Source organism: Streptomyces sp. B3I8 (genome assembly GCF_030816915.1).
GTDB lineage: Bacteria > Actinomycetota > Actinomycetes > Streptomycetales > Streptomycetaceae > Streptomyces.
Map to the genome: position 1 here is coordinate 680,517 of NZ_JAUSYN010000002.1, position 17,362 is coordinate 697,878.

The following is a 17,362-nucleotide window of genomic DNA, read 5'->3' on the forward strand; positions in this document are numbered from 1 at the left end:
GCGGCACGGCCGCGAGGCTGAGTCGCTCAGCCGGGCGACTGGCCGGCAGCAGTCGACGGACGTTCGCCAGGAGCCGTCGGCATGCGGAACGCCGGCAGGTCGCGGGTTCGCCGGATCGGGGAGAAGAGCAGGATCAGTGCGGCGAGCGGCACTCCCGCGGTCGTGAGTGCCATGGCGGTGCGGAGGCCGAGCGCGGTCCCGAGCGCGCCGCCGAGCAAAGCTCCGACGGGGATGGTTCCGTAGCTGAGGAACGCTGTGCTCGCGGTGAGGCGGCCGAGGAGATGCGGCGGACAGTAGCGCTGCTGAAAGCTCGCCTTGATGATGTTGCCGGCCACGACACCCGCGGAGACACTGAAGCCGCCTGCCACGAAGAGCAGGATGCCGGCTCCGCCGACGGTCAGCGGGATGAGCAGGCCGAGCATGGGAAGTCCCAGTTCGAACAGCAGTGTCGCGCGAGCCGTGCCGATCCGGTGGGCGACCCGGCGTGCGGCGAATGCCCCGGCCACACCTCCGGCGCCCGTCGCCGCGAGGAGTGCGCCGACCGTTTCTGGGGGCAGGCCGACACTCCGGACCAGGAAGACCACCTGGATCGACTGGTAGCCCACAAGCGCCAGGTTGGAGGCGGCCGCGAAGAGTGTGAGCGCGCGGAACCAGGGGTCGACGACGATCAGCCGCAGGCCCTCGCGGACTTCGTCGACCAGCGACTTGGGACGACGTCCGGTTCTGGTGACGCGTGGCTCACGATGCCGGATGCCCGCGAGGCAGAGGAGGGAGACGAGGAACGTCGCGGCGTTGGCGTACATCCCGTTCACCGCACCTGCCCACTGTGCGATCAGACCGCCGGAGCCGAGCCCGGCGATCTGCGCGGCGGACGCGCTGCCGTGCAGTTCGGCGTTGCCCTCGGGTTGGTCGTCGGGCTCGAGGATGCTGGGGAGGTAGGCGCTGTAGGCGGTCTGGAAGAACACCGCCGCCGTGCCCGTCAGCAGGGCGGCGGCCACGAGGAGTTGGATGCTCAACCAGCCGAAGCGTGCGGCCACCGGGACGCCGGCGAACAGCAGGAGGGAGACCGTGGCGGCGGCCAGCATGAGCGGTCTGCGGCGAAGCCGGTCCACCCAGACACCGACCGGGAGACCGATGATCGTCCAGGGGACCCAGGCAGCGGCGTTCAGCAGACCGACCTCGAACGTGCCGGCGTGCAGGGTGGAGACGGCAACCAGCGGCATCGCCACCCCGGTGACGGACGCGCCGAACCTGCCCGCGGTCTCGCCGCACCACAGCAGACGGAAGTCGCGGTGGCGGCGCAGGAGACCACCGCGCACGTCCTGGCTCATGCGGTGTCACCCTTCATGTGGGGGAAGCACTGGAGCCGCACGACGGCAGGGAGCGCCTGCGGCACGGGCCCGGCGTCACCAAAGCGGGCTCGGCGAGGCCAGGCACGGGCGGTGGCACGGGCGGTAGCGCCACCGCCGCCGGCTCGGGCCGGTGACGCCTGCGCCCGGCCCCGCACATACTGGCCGGATCGTCGGTGCCATCCCCCACAGCCGTGCCGCACCCGCCGGTCAGCCGACCGGTGCGCCCTCCGGTGCGTCCGCGGTCAGCCGACCGGTGTGCCCGCTTCCAGGTAGAGAACCGTGTCACGTTCACGTGCGCGGAGGGCCCAGCGGAGGCGGGCGTAGCGGATCGGCGGGAGCAGGTCGGCGGCCTCGTCCTCGGTGACGAAGCGCCATTCGCGCAGTTCCGGGCCGGGCAGCAGCAGCCGGCCCCGCTCACCGGGGTCCAGCCGACCGCCGTCGAAGAGCAGCCGCAGGCCGCCGTAGCCGGGCGGGTCGGGCCGTTCCCAGTCGGCGAGGAGCAGCCGGGGCACGTCCGTGAGCTGGATCCCCGTCTCCTCGGCGACCTCGCGCACCCCCGCCCGGGCCGGGGCCTCACCCGGTTCGACGACGCCACCGGGGAACTCCCAGCCGGGTTTGTAGGTGGGGTCGACGAGCAGCACCCGGTCCTGTTCGTCGAAGAGGAGGACACCTGCCGCGAGCGTCTCGGCGGTCGGTTCGGGGGTCTGCACGATGTCACGGACCGGAACGTCCCCGGTGCGCACTCCCTCGGCGATCCGCAGGGCGGCCTCACGGGGGGTCAGGAAGCTGGTGTCGACGGCGTGGGCGTCGGCGGTGAGCCATGCGGCGAGGGCGGCACGGTAGGGCTCGATGTGGTCCAACGCCCACTGTCTGAAGCGCATGTCGCCGTCGGGGAGGTCGGGCGGGATCTCCCGCCCGGCTATTCGCTCGCGCAAAATCGTTTCGGCCGGAGCCAGCAGGACATGGCGAACCGGAATACGCCGGGAGGCGAGACTGCCGAAGATCTCGTCGCGGTACTCCTGACGCAGCAGGGTCATCGGCACGACCAGGACGCCGCCCAGTTCGGCGAGCATCGCGGCGGCGGTGTCCACCACGAGCCGTCGCCAGATCGGCAGGTCCTGGAAGTCACCGACCTCGGCGAGGTGTTTGGGCGGCAGCAGGTGCGTGAGCGCGCCGCCGATGACCTCGGGGTCGAAGAGCGTGCTGTTCGGGATCAGGTCGATCAGTTCGCGTGCGGTCGTGGTCTTGCCCGCACCGAACGCGCCGTTGACCCAGACGATCACGTTTCCCCCTCTTCTGTTCGGCCCCCTGAGGCTTGCCCGCTCCACCCTGCCACGGAAACCAGCTTCTGAAGAGGGAGCCCATCGGGCCCGGACCCGTCCCCCGCACACACGACGACGCCGGTGCCCTCCGGGGACACCGGCGCCGTGCGTCGGGGCGGCGGTCAGCCGCGGTGCTCGTGAGTTTCGCCGACCGGGCTCAGGTTGTCGTGGCCGAGGAGCGCGGTGTGGTCGACGGCGCTTTGGGCGTCGTCGACGTTCAGGTTCCCGAGGACGCCGTGGTCGGCGGAGTGCGAGGGCGAGATCGCCGCGACGACGAATCCGGTGGCCAGGGAGGCGATGGCGAGCATGCTGCGCTTCTTCATGCCCGTCTCAACTGCGCGGGGCGCCGAAGGTCACGGCGCCGGGTCCGGGGTGATCGACGGATGCGATGTCGGCACACTTCCAACAGAGTCGAACACGGTCTACCGTAACCGCACATGCTCACATTGACGCGCGCATGTAAACCGCCGCTCGCGACCCCTGCCCGGCGCGCGCCACCGCGCTCGCGACGCCCAGCCACCTCGCTCGGCGGACCGCCGCCCGACACCGCATCCCCAACCGCACCACCGACCCCCACCCTCGATCGCACACCTACCCCCCGAACCGCACCCCCGGCAAGGACGGAGCGAACGTAACGATGCGTCACCTGCCCGGTACCACCGATCGATCCCGTACAAGAGATGCCGTGGGCCTGCTGGCCGCGGGCGTACTGCTCGGCGCGGGCGTCCTGACGGCACCGCAGGCCACCGCCGCCCCCGCGCCCGCACCATCCGCCGCCGTTGCTGCCGCTTCCGCATCGGCCGCCGACGCCGCCACGCGCGCCGACGAGCCGGCCGCCACCCCGCCCATGGGCTTCAACAACTGGAACTCGACCCACTGCCGGGCCGAGTTCAACGAGAAGATGGTCGAGGGGATCGCCGACATCCTCGTCGAGAAGGGCCTGGCGGACACCGGCTACAAATACGTCAACCTCGACGACTGCTGGGCCCTGCCCGCCCGTGACGCGGACGGCAAACTGGTGCCCGACCCGGCGCGCTTCCCGCACGGCATCAAGGCGGTCGCCGACTACGTGCACGCCAAGGGCCTCAGACTCGGCATCTACACCAGCGCGGGCACCAAGACGTGCAACGAGGCCGGTTTCCCGGGCGCGCTGGGCCACGAGTACAGCGACGCCCAGCAGTTCGCCGACTGGGGTGTGGACTACCTCAAGTACGACAACTGCAACAACCAGGGTGTGGACGCGAAGCAGCGGTACACCACCATGCGCGATGCGCTGCGGGCCACCGGCCGCCCGATCGTCTACAGCATCTGCGAGTGGGGCGAGAACAAGCCCTGGGAGTGGGCGGCGGACGTCGGCCAACTGTGGCGCACCACCGGGGACATCGACGACAGCTGGGGCTCGATGCTGTCCATCGTCAAGAAGAACCTGCCGCTCGCCCCGTACGCCGGGCCCGGGCACTGGAACGACCCGGACATGCTGGAGGTCGGCAACGGCGGCATGACGGACACCGAGTACCGCACCCACTTCTCCCTGTGGTCCGTCATGGCCGCGCCACTGCTCATCGGCTCCGACCTGCGCACCGCCTCCGACGCCACCTTCGACATCCTCGGCAACAAGGAGGTCGTCGCCGTCGACCAGGACCCGCTGGGCAGGCAGGGCACGGTCGTCTCCTCCGAGGGCGGGCGCTGGGTGGTCGCAAAGGAGATGAAGGACGGCAGCAGGGCGGTGGCACTGTTCAACGAGAGCGGCGGCGCGCAGCGCGTGGCGACGACCGCCGCCGCCGTCGGGCTGCCCCGGGCGGCCGGATACACGGTGCGGGACCTGTGGCGGCACGAGACCCGCGGCACCGCGGGCACGATCGCGGCGACGGTGCCCGCGCACGGCACCGTACTCGTCCGCGTCGCGGCCGACGGACACTGGGCGCAGTACCCGCCCGCCGCGGAACTCGGCCTGGAAGGCTCCACCCTGACGCAGGCGGGCGGCACGGCCGACCTCACGTCGGTCCTCGACGGTCTCGGCCGCATACCCGCGCTGGACGCCTCCGTGTCGCTCGACGGACCCGAGGGCTGGACCGTACGGGCGCTGTCGCCGGCACGGACGACCGTGCTGCGGACGGGACACCCGCTGCGCACGTCGTGGCGGTTGAGCGTGCCCGAAGGGGCGGCGACGGGGGCGTACGGCCTCACGGTGCGCGCGTCCTACCGGTCGCCGACGGGGGCACACGTGCGGATGGCGGTGCCGGTGACGGCGACCGTGGCCGTGCCGCCCCCGGCGGGGACCTCTTCCCTGGGGGACCTGCCATGGCTGTCCACCGTGAACGGCTACGGGCCCGTCGAACGGAACACCAGCAACGGCGAGGACGCGGCGGGCGACGGCCATCCGCTGACGATCGGCGGGGTGGTGTACGGCGACGGGCTCGGCGTGCACGCGGAGAGCGCCGTGGAGTTCTACACCGCGAAGCGGTGTGACCGGGTCACGGCGGAGGCCGGCGTGGACGACGAGAAGGGAGACCGCGGGTCGGTGACGTTCTCCGTCTGGGCCGACGGCAAGGAGGTCGCGTCGACCGGCACGCTGACCAACGCGATGCCGGCCGAGTCGGTGTCCGCGGACGTGAGCGGGGCGGAGGTGGTACGGCTGGTCGTGGGTGACGCGGGAGACGGCGTCGACTCGGACCACGCGGACTGGGCGGAGGCACGGCTGCACTGCTAGAGCCTTTCGTTCGGATCAGGCCGGCCGGGAGGCGCGGTGCGTCTTCGACCGACCCGAGCGGGGTCCGGTGCGTGCGGCTGCAAGGCGGAGGAGGACGCCAGGGCGGAGCCCCGGCAACCGACGACAACGCCGCACAGGCGCGTACCGGACCCCGCGACGCCGGAATGATCCGAACGAGAGGCCCTAGTTCTAGGCCGTGACTCTTCGACGGGTCGATCGGTCGGTGCGGCCGTCGCGAGGAGCTGCCGCACCGACCGGCCCGACGAGGGCCACCGGGCATCACAGGCACCTTCCGCGCTCTCGGACCTCAGCCCGTGCACGAGGGGGTGCCGTCGGCCCTTCATGAGGTTCGGGTATCGGTCACGTTCCTGTGCCGGGGTGACTGTCTTCGACGCCGACGAGCAGTGCGTCGCCGAAGGGAACGCGGGCCTCACGGTGACGGCGGCCCCGCGCCTCTCCCCGAGGTGCACGCGGTCTCCCGCGCCCCGGAGAGGCGCGGGAGACCGCGTGGTCGCCTGAGGCTTCTGGAGCCAGGGCGGAGAACTAGACGCCCGCCACCGTCTCCTTCTCCACCCCCGTCAGCGCCGCGGCCGCCGCGCCCACCAGGCCCGCGTCGGTTCCCATCCGCGCGGGCACCACCTCCAGGCCCCGTACGAAGGACAGCGTCGCGTAGTCCGTCAGCGCCCGACGCAGCGGAGCGAACAGCAGCTCGCCCGCCTTGGCCACACCCCCGCCGATCACCGCGATGTCGATCTCGACGAGCGTCGCCGTCGCCGCGATCCCCGCGGCCAGCGCCTGCGCCGCCCGCTCGAAGGAGGCGACCGCCACCGGGTCCCCCGACACCGCCGCCGCGGCGACCGCCGCGGCCGACGCGTCGCCGTCCGGCCCCGGCCGCCAGCCCGCCTCCACCGCGCGCCGCGCGATGTTCGGCCCGCTCGCGATGCGCTCGACACAGCCGCGCGCCCCGCACGGACACGCGTCGCCGTCGAGGTCGACGCTGATGTGCCCGATGTGCCCGGCATTCCCGGTGGGACCGGGGTGCAGCCGTCCGTCGAGCACCAGACCGCCGCCGACGCCCGTGGAGACCACCATGCACAGCGCGTTGTCGTGCCCGCGCGCAGCGCCCTGCCAGTGCTCGGCCGCCGTGATGGCCACCCCGTCGCCGATCAGCGTGACCGGCAGTCCGCCGGTCGCCGCCCGCACCCGCTCGACCAGCGGATAGCCGCGCCAGCCCGGAACGTTCACCGGACTCACGGTGCCCGCGGAGGCGTCCACGGGACCAGCGCTGCCGATGCCCACGGCACGCACCGCGCCCCACCGCGGTGAGACTCTCAGCTCGCCGAGCACCTGGGCCACGGCGCCCATCACGGTGTCGCCGTCCTCCTGCGCGGGCGTGGCTGCCTGGGCGCGCAGCAGTATCCGGCCTTGGCCGTCCACCAGCGCACCAGCGATCTTGGTGCCTCCGATGTCGAGCGCGGCCACGAGGTCCGTGTGCATCAGTGTGTGGTCTCCCCAGTGTGGTATCGGCGGGAAAGCGCAGGCCGGAGATTGCGGTGGACAGTCTCTCTCGCATCTGACAACGTTGTCCAGGCTCTATGCTCGACGCCACATCCTCATACAACCCCATGGACCGACGCATCCCGGGTGCGAACAGGAACCGCGCCGGACCCCGTGGACGACAGGACAGGACAGCGCATCGTGCCCGAGACCGCCCGCCGAGGAGACCGCGTCGCGGCCAGCCGCTACGGAAACCGCCCGACCATGAAGGACGTCGCGGCGCGTGCCGGAGTCGGTCTGAAGACCGTTTCGCGCGTGGTCAACGGCGAGCCCGGGGTGACTCCGGACACCGAGCGGCGCGTCCAGGAGGCCATCGACGCGCTGGGCTTCCGGCGCAACGACAGCGCCCGGGTGCTGCGCAAGGGCCGTACGGCGAGCATCGGACTGGTCCTGGAGGACCTGGCCGACCCGTTCTACGGTCCGCTCAGCCGCGCGGTGGAGGAGGTGGCCCGGGCGCACGGCGCGCTGCTGATAAACGGCTCCAGCGCGGAGGACCCAGAGCGCGAGCAGGAGCTGGTGCTCGCGCTGTGCGCGCGGCGCGTGGACGGCCTGGTCGTGATCCCGGCCGGGGACGACCACCGTTACCTGGAGCCGGAGTTGAAGGCGGGCGTGGCCACGGTGTTCGTGGACCGCCCGGCCGGCCGGATCGACGCCGACGTGGTGCTCTCCGACAGCTTCGGCGGGGCGCGTGACGGCGTCGCACACCTCATCGCGCACGGCCACCGCCGGATCGGCTTCATCGGCGACATGCCCCGCATCCACACCGCCGCCGAACGCCTGCGCGGTTACCGGGCGGCCATGGAGGACGCCGGGACAACGGTGGCGGACGGCTGGATGTCGCTGGGCGTCACCGACCCGGAGCGGGTACGGCGCGCCGCCGAGGAGATGCTGGCCGGCTCCTCCCCGGTGACGGCGATCTTCGCGGGCAACAACCGCGTCACCGTCACCGTCGTCCGGGTCCTCGCGGAGGTCGGCCGTCCGGTCGCGCTGGTCGGCTTCGACGACTTCGAGCTCGCCGACCTGCTGCGGCCGGGCGTCACCGTCGTCGCCCAGGACGCCGCCGCGCTGGGCCGCACGGCCGCCGAGCGCCTCTTCCGGCAGCTCGACGGCGGCCCGCTCGGCCCGGAGCGGATCGAGCTGCCGACCCGGCTGATCCAGCGCGGCTCCGGCGAGCTGCCCCCGGCGGGCTGAGCCGCCCGAGCAGCACCGCGCCGCCGCCCTCCGTGAGCCGCTCACCGAGGGCGGCGGTGCTGTTCCCCGTCGGCGGACGTGCGGCCGGGCGAGGGCGTGCTCCCCGCCGTCCCACCATCGCGTGGCCGATTCGCACCGTCTTGGCTGAAAAAATTCGGTCCCGAGATGTGACTCGCGTCACTTCACATGCTCTCAGGAGAGCCGCGCCCACCTCTCCCGAGGTCGACGCCGCAGCTCAGGCAGGGCCTCTCCGTCCCCTCGTGATCACGACGAACGAAGGTTGAAATTCCTACAGTCACACAAGGGGTCGCGTGCATGCGCGATCCGGGCGTGAGGCCGATTGAGTGGCCGTCACCGGCGCACGCCGGGCCACCCGACACCTCAGCGAAGAGGACCCATGCACGAAGACGTCCACCGGGCCGACGAGGGCTCCAGTTCCGCCACGCAGGCGCCACTCCCCCTGCCGCTGGACTTCGAGGCGCACTACCTGATGAACCAGGAGGCGTGGCACTCCTACGCGCTGCACCGGCTCGCCACCAACGATGCCGCCGAACGCGCGGTCCACCGCGCCTTCCTGGAGGTTCTCCGGAACTGGGACGCGCTGCTCACCGAGGCGAACCTCCCGCAACAGACGTGGAGCATCCTGCGACGCGTGGTCGGCGACGAGGCGCTGAGCGCGGCACGCGAGGAGCTCACCGCGATACCGAGCGGCATCGGCCTCTACGCGGCCCTGCTGAAACTGCCCCAGCGACAGCTCGACGTGATCATCCTGCGGTACATCCTGCACTACAGCAGCCGGAAGACCGGCTGGTACCTCGGCATCACCGCGAGCACCGTGGATCACCACTGCCGCAAGGCCCGCGAGCGCCTCGCCCCCGTCTATCACAACAGCCGCGGGAGGCAACGGGCGAAGCCGGTGAAACCCGGGGACGCCGGGGACCCCGGGATCTCCGGAATGTCCGGGACCGCCGGGAACCCCGGTACCCCCGGGTTCGCCGAGAACCCCGGTACCCCCGGGTTCGCCGGGAACCCCGGTACCCCCGGGTTCGCCGGGAACCTCAAGAACCCCGTGAAATCGGCGAAGCAGAGGGAGGAGAGCCAATGACACCGTCATGGAGCAGGCGTCCGGCCGAGGCCGACGTGATCTGGGCCGAGCGTCTGCGCGGGGCGGATCCGCTCATCCGCGAGCCGCGCCGCCCCTTCGACGCCGGCGAGGGCCTGCGCCGGCTGGCCGCCGACGCCGGCTTCGTCCCGCCCGCGCCGGCCCACCGGCCGGCCGGCGCCCGTGCCCGGCACCGGCTCGACGAGATCTCCCGCTGGATCGTCACCGAGGCCGGAGCGGTCGGCCACGTCTCGGAACTCGCCGCGCTGATCGGTGACGACGGCACCGGCGAGCCCGTTCCGGACGCCTTCACCGAGTGGCTGCCAGTAGACGTCCACGGCATTCACGTCTTCGCCTGCGTCCTCCACCTCGCCAACCATCCCGAGAGCGCCGTGTTCTGGTGGCAGCTCGCCGCGGGCGCCGAACACACCGGTGCCGCCTACTGCCTGCACCTGCACCATCTCAGCCAGGGCGAGATCCGTGAAGCGGCCTTCTGGAAACGGCAGATGACCGCCCTGCGCGACCGCGGCCCGCAGAAATGGGTCGACGGCTCTCCGGACGGCTACACCCGTGACCTCGTCAGGGCCGTCGAGTCCTTCACCGCCTACTCCACCCGCCACCGCACAGCGGGACCGAGCCCCGTCCGTCATCTGCAGAAGCGTTACGAGGCCCTCGCCGACCGCCACGGCGAGGACGGTCTGGTCTGCCGGCCCGACAGCCGGCTGCCGGACCGCATCCAGCGCCTCACCGCACCCCACTGACCGACCCGCGCGGACAGCAAGTCCGACAGGGACGACGAGAGTTCCCGAGCCGCCCGCCCCACCGGGCCCCGGCGGCACCCGTCCACGCGAAAGAGCGCCCGCATGACCAAACCTCACGCCCCCGCAGACGTCACCGCCACCACCGCACCCGCACCCGCACCCGCACCACCGAAGGCCGGCCGCTTCGTCAGGGCATCCGCCTGGATGCGCCGGCGCCGCAACACCATCCTCTTCAGCGCAGTCCGCGGCGCCGCCTACGGCATCGGTGCCGGCGCCGCGGGCCTCCTCTTCTGGTGGATCCGTGACGGCGCCTGAGCACCCGCCGGCCGGCCGAGTCGGTGCTGCGCCCGGTCTCGCTCCGGACGAGGCCGTCCGTCCCACAGGGTCGTTCACACGCCGCCGGCCCAACTCGGGTTCCCACCACAGGCGTAGGACACGGCCGTGCGGCAACTCGCCGGGGTCTCGGCCGGCTCCCCACCGCGCCTGCGCCGTGGGCTCGGCGGATGACGACCACCGCGGCACACGAGGCGTTTCTGCAGACGTTCCATGCCGAGCACCCGGCGGTGACCGCGGCGGCGTCCGGCCGTGGCCGTGCTCCGGACAGCCGGTCGAGCTGGGGAGATCCTGTGGACCGGGTGGCGGGCAGCGAGCGCGTGCCGGACCTCGGCTGCGGCGACGGCCTACCGCTGGAGTTGCTGTCCCGAGAGGCCGGAAGGCGACTCGCGGGCGTGGACGTCGGACGGGCAGCCCTTCGCCTTCACGATCCGCCTCGCGACGGCGCGACTGCGTCGAGACGCACCACTGAAGTCCCGCCGCCCGGCAGGGCGCCCACCGGCCGGCGTGCCGAGGCCCCCCGCGACCGTCCTCGGGGACGGCTGCGGGGGGCCTCCAGCAGCGAAAGACGCGGGTCACTCGACCACCCGGACCGCCGCGCCCGACCGGGCCGGGTGGTGCCGGCCTGTCAGCCCTTGCGCGCCTTGATCTCCTCCGTCAGCTGCGGAACGACCTGGAAGAGGTCGCCGACGACGCCGTAGTCGACCAGGTCGAAGATGGGAGCCTCGGCGTCCTTGTTGACCGCGACGATCGTCTTCGACGTCTGCATACCCGCCCGGTGCTGGATCGCCCCGGAGATACCGTTGGCGATGTACAGCTGCGGCGAGACGGACTTGCCGGTCTGGCCCACCTGGTTGGAGTGCGGGTACCACCCGGCGTCGACGGCGGCACGCGACGCGCCGACGGCCGCGCCGAGGGAGTCGGCGAGCCCCTCGATGAGCGAGAAGTTCTCCGCACCGTTGACGCCACGACCGCCGGAGACGACGATCGCGGCCTCGGTCAGCTCCGGACGCCCGGTCGACTCCCGCGCCGTGCGCGAGATCACCTTCGTGCCGGTGGCCTGCTCCGAGAAGGTCACCGACAGCGCCTCGACGCTGCCGGCGGCCGGGGCCGGTTCCACGGAGACCGAGTTCGGCTTGACCGTGATGACCGGAGTGCCCTTGGAGACACGGGACTTGGTGGTGTAGGACGCGGCGAACACCGACTGGGTGGCCACCGGGCCCTCGCCGCCGGCCTCCAGGTCGACGGCGTCGGTGATGACGCCCGAACCCAGGCGCAGCGCGAGGCGGGCGGCGATCTCCTTGCCCTCGGTGGAGGAGGGCACCAGCACGGCGGCCGGGGAGACGGCGGCGACGGCGGCCTGGAGGGCGTCGACCTTCGGGACGACGAGGTAGTCGGCGTACTCGGCGGCGTCGTCGGTGAGGACCCGAGCCGCGCCGTGCTCGGCGAGCGCGGCGGCGGTGTCACCGGCGCCGCCTCCCAACGCGACGGCGACCGGCTCGCCGATGCGGCGGGCCAGGGTCAGCAGCTCCAGGGTGGGCTTGCGGACGGCGCCGTCCACGTGGTCGACGTAGACGAGAACTTCAGCCATGGGAACGGATCTCCTTGGGACGAATGCGAAGTCTGCGGGGCGGTGAGGAGGCGTCCTCAGATGAACTTCTGGCTCGCGAGGTACTCGGCGAGCTGCTTGCCGCCCTCGCCCTCGTCCTTGACGATCGTGCCCGCGGTGCGGGCCGGACGCTCGGCGGCACTCTCCACGACCGTGCGGGCGCCCTCCAGGCCGACCTCCTCGGCCTCGATGCCGAGGTCGGACAGGTCCCAGGACTGAACCGGCTTCTTCTTGGCCGCCATGATGCCCTTGAAGGAGGGGTAACGGGCCTCGCCGGACTGGTCGGTGACCGACACGACGGCGGGCAGGGAGGCCTGGAGCTGCTCGGAGGCGGTGTCGCCGTCACGGCGGCCGGTGACCACGCCGTCCTCGACGGACACCTCGGAGAGCAGCGTCACCTGCGGCACACCGAGCCGCTCGGCGACGAGCGCGGGCACGACGCCCATGGTGCCGTCGGTGGAGGCCATGCCGGAGACGACCAGGTCGTAGCCGGCCTTCTCGATCGCCTTGGCGAGCACCAGGGACGTACCGATCGCGTCGGTGCCGTGCAGGTCGTCGTCCTCGACGTGGATGCCCTTGTCGGCGCCCATGGACAGCGCCTTGCGCAGCGCGTCCTTGGCGTCCTCGGGGCCGACGGTCAGGACGGTGACCTCGGCGTCGTCCCCTCCCTGCCGGCGGCCTTCGGCGATCTGGAGCGCCTGCTCGACCGCGTACTCGTCCAGCTCGGAGAGCAGACCGTCCACGTCGTCCCGGTCGACGGTCAGGTCATCGGCGAAGTGCCGGTCGCCAGTGGCGTCGGGCACGTACTTCACAGTGACAACGATCCTCAAGCTCACGCCGGCTCTCCTACTGCATCGTCATTTCCGGTCTGCCTTCCTCCAGGCAGCATAGGCGCCCGGAGCGGCCGTTCCCGGTCGGGACGGAACGCGTCCCGAACGAAATATTACTCATCAGTACACCTGCAGTCTGCCCACTAAGCAAGCGCTTGGAACTGTGACCTTGACAACGCCGGGCAATAGGTCCGCGCGGGCTCGCGGGCCGGGGCGGCTCAGTCCCGCAGGCCGTTGAAACGGCCCTGGTGGTAGACGAGGGGACGGCCCTCGCCCGAGGAGTTCCCGACGGCGACCTCGGCCACCACGATCCGGTGGTCCCCCGCAGGGACCCGCGCCACCACACGGCAGACCAGCCAGGCGAGGACGCCGTCCAGGACCGGTACGCCCTCGGGTCCCTCGTGCCACCCGGTGGGCGCGCCGAAGCGGTCGGCGCCGCTGCGCGCGAACGTGCCGGCCAGCTCCCGCTGGTGCTCGCCGAGTATGTGCACGCCCACGTGACCGGCCTCGGCGACGACCGGCCAGCTCGAGGATCCGCTGCTGATACCGAAGGAGACGAGCGGGGGCTCGACGGAGACCGAGGTGAGTGAGGTGGCGGTGAAGCCGACCGGTCCCGTGCCGCCCCACGCGGTGACGACGGCGACCCCGGCCGCGTGCCGCCGGAAGACGGACCGGAGCAGATCGGGGGATCCGGGCCGGATGGCGTCGAGGGACGCGGGGGCCGTCACGGAGGAGGGCGAGGGGGTCGTCAAGGAATCGTCCTTCGGCAGGGCCGGGCGCGTGGATTCGTGACCGGTCAACGGCCCGGACAACGCGGACCGCTCACACCACGGACGGCGGCGCCGGCGAGGCCGCGCCCGGCGAGAGGGATCTTCGACGACTCCGACGACATGGTGTCAGGCTGACGAAAGGGGGCGCGCGCAGTCAAGTACGCCCATGTCGTCGTCGGCCGCCCGGACCGCCGCCCGGTCACCCCACCGCCTCCCCGAGCGCGGCGATCACGTCCACGCGTCGCGGCTGCCCCGCGGCCCGCCGTACGACACGTCCGGCGGCGTCGAGGACGAGCACCGTGGGGGTCGACTCCACCTTCAGGGCCCGTACCAGGTCCAGGTGCTTCTCGGCATCCATCTCGACGTGGACCACGCCCGGCACCATCCCGGCGACCTCGTCGAGGACTCTCCGAGTGGCCCGGCAGGGCGCGCAGAACGCGCTGGAGAACTGCACGAGCGTAGCCCGCTCCCCCAGTTCCCGCCCCAACTCCTCCGCACCCAGTCGCATGTCGTCCCGCCCGCGCACCGAGTCCTCCATTCCGCCGCTACGCCACTCCGCCGTCGCGGACCGGGCACCCGGTGCGCGCCGCACCCGCCCCGGAGCGCACCACCAGGCGCACCATGTGCTCCTCGGGCAACCATCGACGGACCGCGCCGATTCCCGACGACGGAACAGACACTTCCGTCAGGCCCGCGCGTCTCGGCTCCGGATCGCCGCCGCCGCACGGTCCAATGCGGTGAGCACCCTCCGCACGGCTCGTCGTGCGGCACGTTCAGGGCGGTGGAGGACGTCGATGTGGCGTCGGGCGTGGACGCCGCGCAGCGGTTTGAGGACCAGTGCGGGGTGCGGACGTGTCGTCCAGCGGGGCATCAACGCCAGGCCGCCTCCGGCGGCCACGACTTCGGCCGCCACCGTGAAGTCGTTGATGCGATGGACGATGTCGAGCCGCCGGTTCGCGGCGGTCGCGATGGCGTCGACGGTGGCCATCAGCGGAAAGCCGTCGTCGACGGTGATCCAGGGCTGGTCCGCGACGTCTCGCGGGGTGAGCTGTCGTTCGGTGGCCAGGGGGTGATCGGCCGGCAGGGCGATGTCCAGCGGTTCCCGCAGCAGCGTTCTGGCGGTGAGCGTGGCCGGCCACAGGGGCGCTCGGTCGAGACGGTGCGCGAGTACGAGGTCGTAGTCCCGGGTCAGCCGCGGGAAATGCTCTTGTGCGACGTCCTCGTCGGAGAGCGAGAGCCGCGGGCCTTTGGGGGCGGCCTGGCCGAGCAGCAACGGAAAGAACGCGGCAGCCGCGCTGTGGAACGCCGCCACTGCCACGCGCGCGTCCGGCTGGTCGACGAACTCCTCCATGCTGTGCCGCGCCCTGGCCAGCGCGATCTCCACCTCGATCGCCGCACCGGCCAGAACCTGCCCGGCATCGGTGAGCACCAACCGCCGCCCGTCACGTTCGGTGAGCGGGACCCGGATCGAGCGTTGCAACAGCCGCAGCTGTTGCGAGACCGCCGAGGGGGTCATCAGGAGCGCCTCCGCGGTCGCGGTGACGCTTCCCGACTCGCCGAGCTCCCGCAGGATCCGCAACTGCCGTTCGTTCACCGTCCCAGTGTAGTGATGCTTAAGCATTGTTGAAGAAGCTCGCTCTTGGCTTCAAAGTGCAAGCGGTGCAGCGTACAGACATGACCAGTGACGACAGCACACACAGCAGCCCGGGAGCGGGTGCCGGCATCGGCCCGGGAGCGGGTCCCGGCCGGGCGCGAGTCGTTCGCGCGGGCGTGGTGCAGGCCGCGCCGGTTCCGTTCGATCCGGCGGCCACGACGCATGTGGTGGAACGGTGGCTGTCTGCGGCAGCCGAACAGAACCTGGATCTCGTGGTGTTCCCCGAGGCGTTCATCGGCGGGTACCCCAAGGGGTCGGCCTTCGGCGCGGTGGTGGGCGACCGGACCGCGGCCGGACGGGACGAATTCGCCCGGTACTGGAACGGCGCCGTGGAGGTGCCCGGCCCGCTGACCGGCCGTCTGGGCGAACTGGCGGCCGCTGCCGGCACACACCTCGTCATCGGCGTCGTCGAACGGGAATTCGGCACGCTCTACTGTACTGTTCTGTTCTTCTCCGACACAGGAGCCCTTCTGGGTAAGCGGCGCAAGCTCATGCCCACCGGCGCCGAGCGGATGATCTGGGGGTTCGGCGACGGCTCGACCCTTGAGGTGCATTCCACCGGGATCGGCCGGCTCGGGGCGGTCATCTGCTGGGAAAACCTCATGCCCGCGACACGGATGGCCATGTATGCGCAAGGCATCGAACTGTACTGTGCGCCGACGGCGGACAGCCGGGAGAGCCACCACGCGACCATGCGCCATATCGCCATGGAAGGCAGATGTTTCGTATTGGCGGCGAACCAAGTCCTGCGCACCGGAGACTTCCCCCCGGACCACCCCACGCCGTATGACGACGACCCGGAGCACCTCGTCTCCCGGGGTGGCAGCAGCATCATCGGCCCGCTGGGCGACGTGCTGGCCGGGCCCGTCCTGGATCAGGAGGCCCTCTTGACCGCGGACCTCGACATGGCGCTGATCCCGCGCGCTCGCTACGACTTCGACGCCGTCGGCCACTACGCGCGGCCCGACGTCTTCAGCCTCCACGTGGACACCACAGCCCGACGCGCCGTTCGGACGGACGGCAGTTCGAGCGCATCCCCCTCGTCCCCCCAGAACCGTTCCGGCTCCCTTGGACACCGCCCATGAATGCACAGAACGCGCGGCCCGCACAGCCCGGCGCTGTTCCCTCCATGAACGCACAGCCCGTCGGCGTTCCCTCCAGGAATGACATCGTGTCCGCCGCCGGGCGGATTCGCGACGTGGTGCGCCGCACCCCCGTGATGCATGTGGCGGCCGGGGAACTCGGCCTGCCCGTCCCCGTCACTCTGAAGCTGGAATTCCTCCAGCACACGGGGTCCTTCAAAGTCCGCGGCGCCTCCAACGCCGTCGCCTTCCTCCGCTCCTCGGAACGCGGCGCCCCGACCGGCGGCGTCTGCTGCGCCTCGGGAGGCAACCACGGGGCCGCCGTGGCCTGGGCGGCACGCCGGGCGAACCTGCCCGCCACCGTGTTCGTACCCGGCTTCTCCCCCAGGGCCAAGACCGACGTCATCGAGTCTCTCGGCGCACGCCTGCGCCGTGTCGAGGGCTTCTACTCCGACGCACTGGCAGCCGGCCAGGACCATGCCCGGCGTACGGGCGCCTTCCACATCGACGCCTACGACGACCCGCGGACGGTCGCGGGGCAGGGCACGCTCGGCCTGGAGCTCGCCGAGCAGATACCGGAGGGACAGCCCGTGCTGGTGGGGTGCGGAGGAGGAGGCCTGTACGCAGGGGTCGCCCTGGCGCTGGAGGGGCGCAACCGCGTCATCGCCGCCGAACCGTCGTCGGCACCCTCGCTCACCGCGGCGTTGGCGGCCGGGGAGCCGGTGGACGTGGAGGTCGGCGGGATCGCCCTGGACAGTCTGGGCGCCCGTCGGGCGGGCCGCATAGCCACCGCGGTCGGCCTCTCGCACCGCATGAGGACCCTGACCGTCACGGACGAGGACATCGCCGCTGCCCGCACACTCCTGTGGCAGCGGCTGCGCATCGTGGCCGAACCCGGCGGAGCCACCCCTCTCGCCGCGCTGCTCGCTCACCCCGAACACTTCCCCGACGGCGCCACTGTCGTCGTCTCGGGCGCCAACACGGCACCCTCGGGGATCGGCAGCTGAGGAGCCCCACCCTGCCGAGGCACTCCAGTTCCACCGTCGAAGCCGGCCCGTGTCCCGTTCGCCGACGACCGGGCTCTCGCCA

Annotated in this window: 16 protein-coding genes; 7 read left to right on the plus strand and 9 right to left on the minus strand. The window is 71.9% G+C overall.

Annotated elements, in window-relative coordinates:
• Nucleotides 1–26: 26 nt before the first annotated feature.
• The 3 genes from QFZ64_RS05270 to QFZ64_RS05280 form a co-directional block, all read right to left on the minus strand.
• The gene (locus QFZ64_RS05270) at nucleotides 27–1,331 is read right to left on the minus strand and encodes an MFS transporter (protein ID WP_307062822.1); all 1,305 of its coding nucleotides are present in this window, start codon (nucleotides 1,329–1,331) and stop codon (nucleotides 27–29) included.
• A 263-nt stretch (nucleotides 1,332–1,594) separates the two neighbouring features.
• Nucleotides 1,595–2,635 carry an NUDIX hydrolase gene (locus tag QFZ64_RS05275; protein ID WP_307062823.1) on the minus strand — a complete coding sequence of 347 codons (1,041 nt, stop codon included), beginning with the start codon at nucleotides 2,633–2,635 and terminating at the stop codon, nucleotides 1,595–1,597.
• 161 nt (nucleotides 2,636–2,796) lie between these two features.
• On the minus strand, nucleotides 2,797–2,997 hold the full coding sequence (locus QFZ64_RS05280) for a hypothetical protein (RefSeq protein ID WP_307062825.1): 201 nt from the start codon (nucleotides 2,995–2,997) through the stop codon (nucleotides 2,797–2,799).
• 314 nt (nucleotides 2,998–3,311) lie between these two features.
• Between QFZ64_RS05280 and QFZ64_RS05285 the strand changes: the two genes are divergently transcribed.
• Entirely contained in the window at nucleotides 3,312–5,384 is a 2,073-nt protein-coding gene (locus QFZ64_RS05285) for an NPCBM/NEW2 domain-containing protein (protein WP_307062826.1), read from the plus strand.
• A 543-nt stretch (nucleotides 5,385–5,927) separates the two neighbouring features.
• Here the strand turns inward: QFZ64_RS05285 and QFZ64_RS05290 are convergent.
• A complete protein-coding gene (locus QFZ64_RS05290) occupies nucleotides 5,928–6,881 on the minus strand; it encodes an ROK family protein (RefSeq protein WP_307062828.1) in 954 nt (317 codons plus the stop codon).
• Nucleotides 6,882–7,055: 174 nt separating this feature from the next.
• Between QFZ64_RS05290 and QFZ64_RS05295 the strand changes: the two genes are divergently transcribed.
• The 4 genes from QFZ64_RS05295 to QFZ64_RS05310 all read left to right on the plus strand — a co-directional run bounded on the left by QFZ64_RS05295 (nucleotide 7,056) and on the right by QFZ64_RS05310 (nucleotide 10,310).
• Entirely contained in the window at nucleotides 7,056–8,132 is a 1,077-nt protein-coding gene (locus tag QFZ64_RS05295) for a LacI family DNA-binding transcriptional regulator (RefSeq protein WP_307062830.1), read from the plus strand.
• 397 nt (nucleotides 8,133–8,529) lie between these two features.
• Nucleotides 8,530–9,237, plus strand: a complete 708-nt coding sequence (locus tag QFZ64_RS05300; RefSeq protein ID WP_307062832.1) for a sigma factor-like helix-turn-helix DNA-binding protein — start codon at nucleotides 8,530–8,532, stop codon at nucleotides 9,235–9,237.
• Nucleotides 9,234–9,995 carry a hypothetical protein gene (locus QFZ64_RS05305; protein WP_307062834.1) on the plus strand — a complete coding sequence of 254 codons (762 nt, stop codon included), beginning with the start codon at nucleotides 9,234–9,236 and terminating at the stop codon, nucleotides 9,993–9,995. The genes QFZ64_RS05300 and QFZ64_RS05305 overlap by 4 nt, the downstream gene beginning before the upstream one ends.
• 102 nt (nucleotides 9,996–10,097) lie before the next feature.
• On the plus strand, nucleotides 10,098–10,310 hold the full coding sequence (locus QFZ64_RS05310) for a hypothetical protein (RefSeq protein ID WP_307062836.1): 213 nt from the start codon (nucleotides 10,098–10,100) through the stop codon (nucleotides 10,308–10,310).
• Between the two features lie 646 nt (nucleotides 10,311–10,956).
• Here QFZ64_RS05310 and QFZ64_RS05315 read toward each other — a convergent pair.
• From QFZ64_RS05315 to QFZ64_RS05335, 5 genes are all read right to left on the minus strand, one after another.
• Nucleotides 10,957–11,919: an electron transfer flavoprotein subunit alpha/FixB family protein gene (locus tag QFZ64_RS05315; protein ID WP_307062838.1), complete on the minus strand. Its 963-nt coding sequence runs from the start codon at nucleotides 11,917–11,919 to the stop codon at nucleotides 10,957–10,959.
• A gap of 56 nt (nucleotides 11,920–11,975) precedes the next feature.
• The gene (locus tag QFZ64_RS05320) at nucleotides 11,976–12,773 is read right to left on the minus strand and encodes an electron transfer flavoprotein subunit beta/FixA family protein (protein ID WP_307062840.1); all 798 of its coding nucleotides are present in this window, start codon (nucleotides 12,771–12,773) and stop codon (nucleotides 11,976–11,978) included.
• Between the two features lie 212 nt (nucleotides 12,774–12,985).
• Nucleotides 12,986–13,519, minus strand: a complete 534-nt coding sequence (locus QFZ64_RS05325; RefSeq protein ID WP_373430552.1) for a flavin reductase family protein — start codon at nucleotides 13,517–13,519, stop codon at nucleotides 12,986–12,988.
• 217 nt (nucleotides 13,520–13,736) lie between these two features.
• On the minus strand, nucleotides 13,737–14,075 hold the full coding sequence (locus QFZ64_RS05330; protein ID WP_307062842.1) for a thioredoxin family protein: 339 nt from the start codon (nucleotides 14,073–14,075) through the stop codon (nucleotides 13,737–13,739).
• Nucleotides 14,076–14,222: 147 nt separating this feature from the next.
• Entirely contained in the window at nucleotides 14,223–15,131 is a 909-nt protein-coding gene (locus tag QFZ64_RS05335) for a LysR family transcriptional regulator (RefSeq protein WP_307062844.1), read from the minus strand.
• A gap of 179 nt (nucleotides 15,132–15,310) precedes the next feature.
• On the opposite strand from QFZ64_RS05335, the gene QFZ64_RS05340 reads away from it, so the two are divergent.
• Together QFZ64_RS05340 and QFZ64_RS05345 are read left to right on the plus strand one after the other, a co-directional pair.
• Nucleotides 15,311–16,276 carry a carbon-nitrogen hydrolase family protein gene (locus QFZ64_RS05340; RefSeq protein ID WP_373430724.1) on the plus strand — a complete coding sequence of 322 codons (966 nt, stop codon included), beginning with the start codon at nucleotides 15,311–15,313 and terminating at the stop codon, nucleotides 16,274–16,276.
• Nucleotides 16,277–16,320: 44 nt separating this feature from the next.
• Nucleotides 16,321–17,280, plus strand: a complete 960-nt coding sequence (locus QFZ64_RS05345; protein ID WP_307062849.1) for a serine/threonine dehydratase — start codon at nucleotides 16,321–16,323, stop codon at nucleotides 17,278–17,280.
• Nucleotides 17,281–17,362 lie beyond the last annotated feature (82 nt).

Bases quoted from the DNA above. Each gene is read 5' to 3' on its own strand.
- QFZ64_RS05270 (WP_307062822.1), bottom strand. From the start codon at position 1,331: ATGAGCCAGGACGTGCGCGGTGGTCTCCTGCGCCGCCACCGCGACTTC.
- QFZ64_RS05280 (WP_307062825.1), bottom strand. From the start codon at position 2,997: ATGAAGAAGCGCAGCATGCTCGCCATCGCCTCCCTGGCCACCGGATTC.
- QFZ64_RS05300 (WP_307062832.1), top strand. From the start codon at position 8,530: ATGCACGAAGACGTCCACCGGGCCGACGAGGGCTCCAGTTCCGCCACG.
- QFZ64_RS05285 (WP_307062826.1), top strand. From the start codon at position 3,312: ATGCGTCACCTGCCCGGTACCACCGATCGATCCCGTACAAGAGATGCC.
- QFZ64_RS05315 (WP_307062838.1), bottom strand. From the start codon at position 11,919: ATGGCTGAAGTTCTCGTCTACGTCGACCACGTGGACGGCGCCGTCCGC.
- QFZ64_RS05310 (WP_307062836.1), top strand. From the start codon at position 10,098: ATGACCAAACCTCACGCCCCCGCAGACGTCACCGCCACCACCGCACCC.
- QFZ64_RS05305 (WP_307062834.1), top strand. From the start codon at position 9,234: ATGACACCGTCATGGAGCAGGCGTCCGGCCGAGGCCGACGTGATCTGG.
- QFZ64_RS05330 (WP_307062842.1), bottom strand. From the start codon at position 14,075: ATGGAGGACTCGGTGCGCGGGCGGGACGACATGCGACTGGGTGCGGAG.
- QFZ64_RS05290 (WP_307062828.1), bottom strand. From the start codon at position 6,881: ATGCACACGGACCTCGTGGCCGCGCTCGACATCGGAGGCACCAAGATC.
- QFZ64_RS05345 (WP_307062849.1), top strand. From the start codon at position 16,321: ATGAACGCACAGCCCGTCGGCGTTCCCTCCAGGAATGACATCGTGTCC.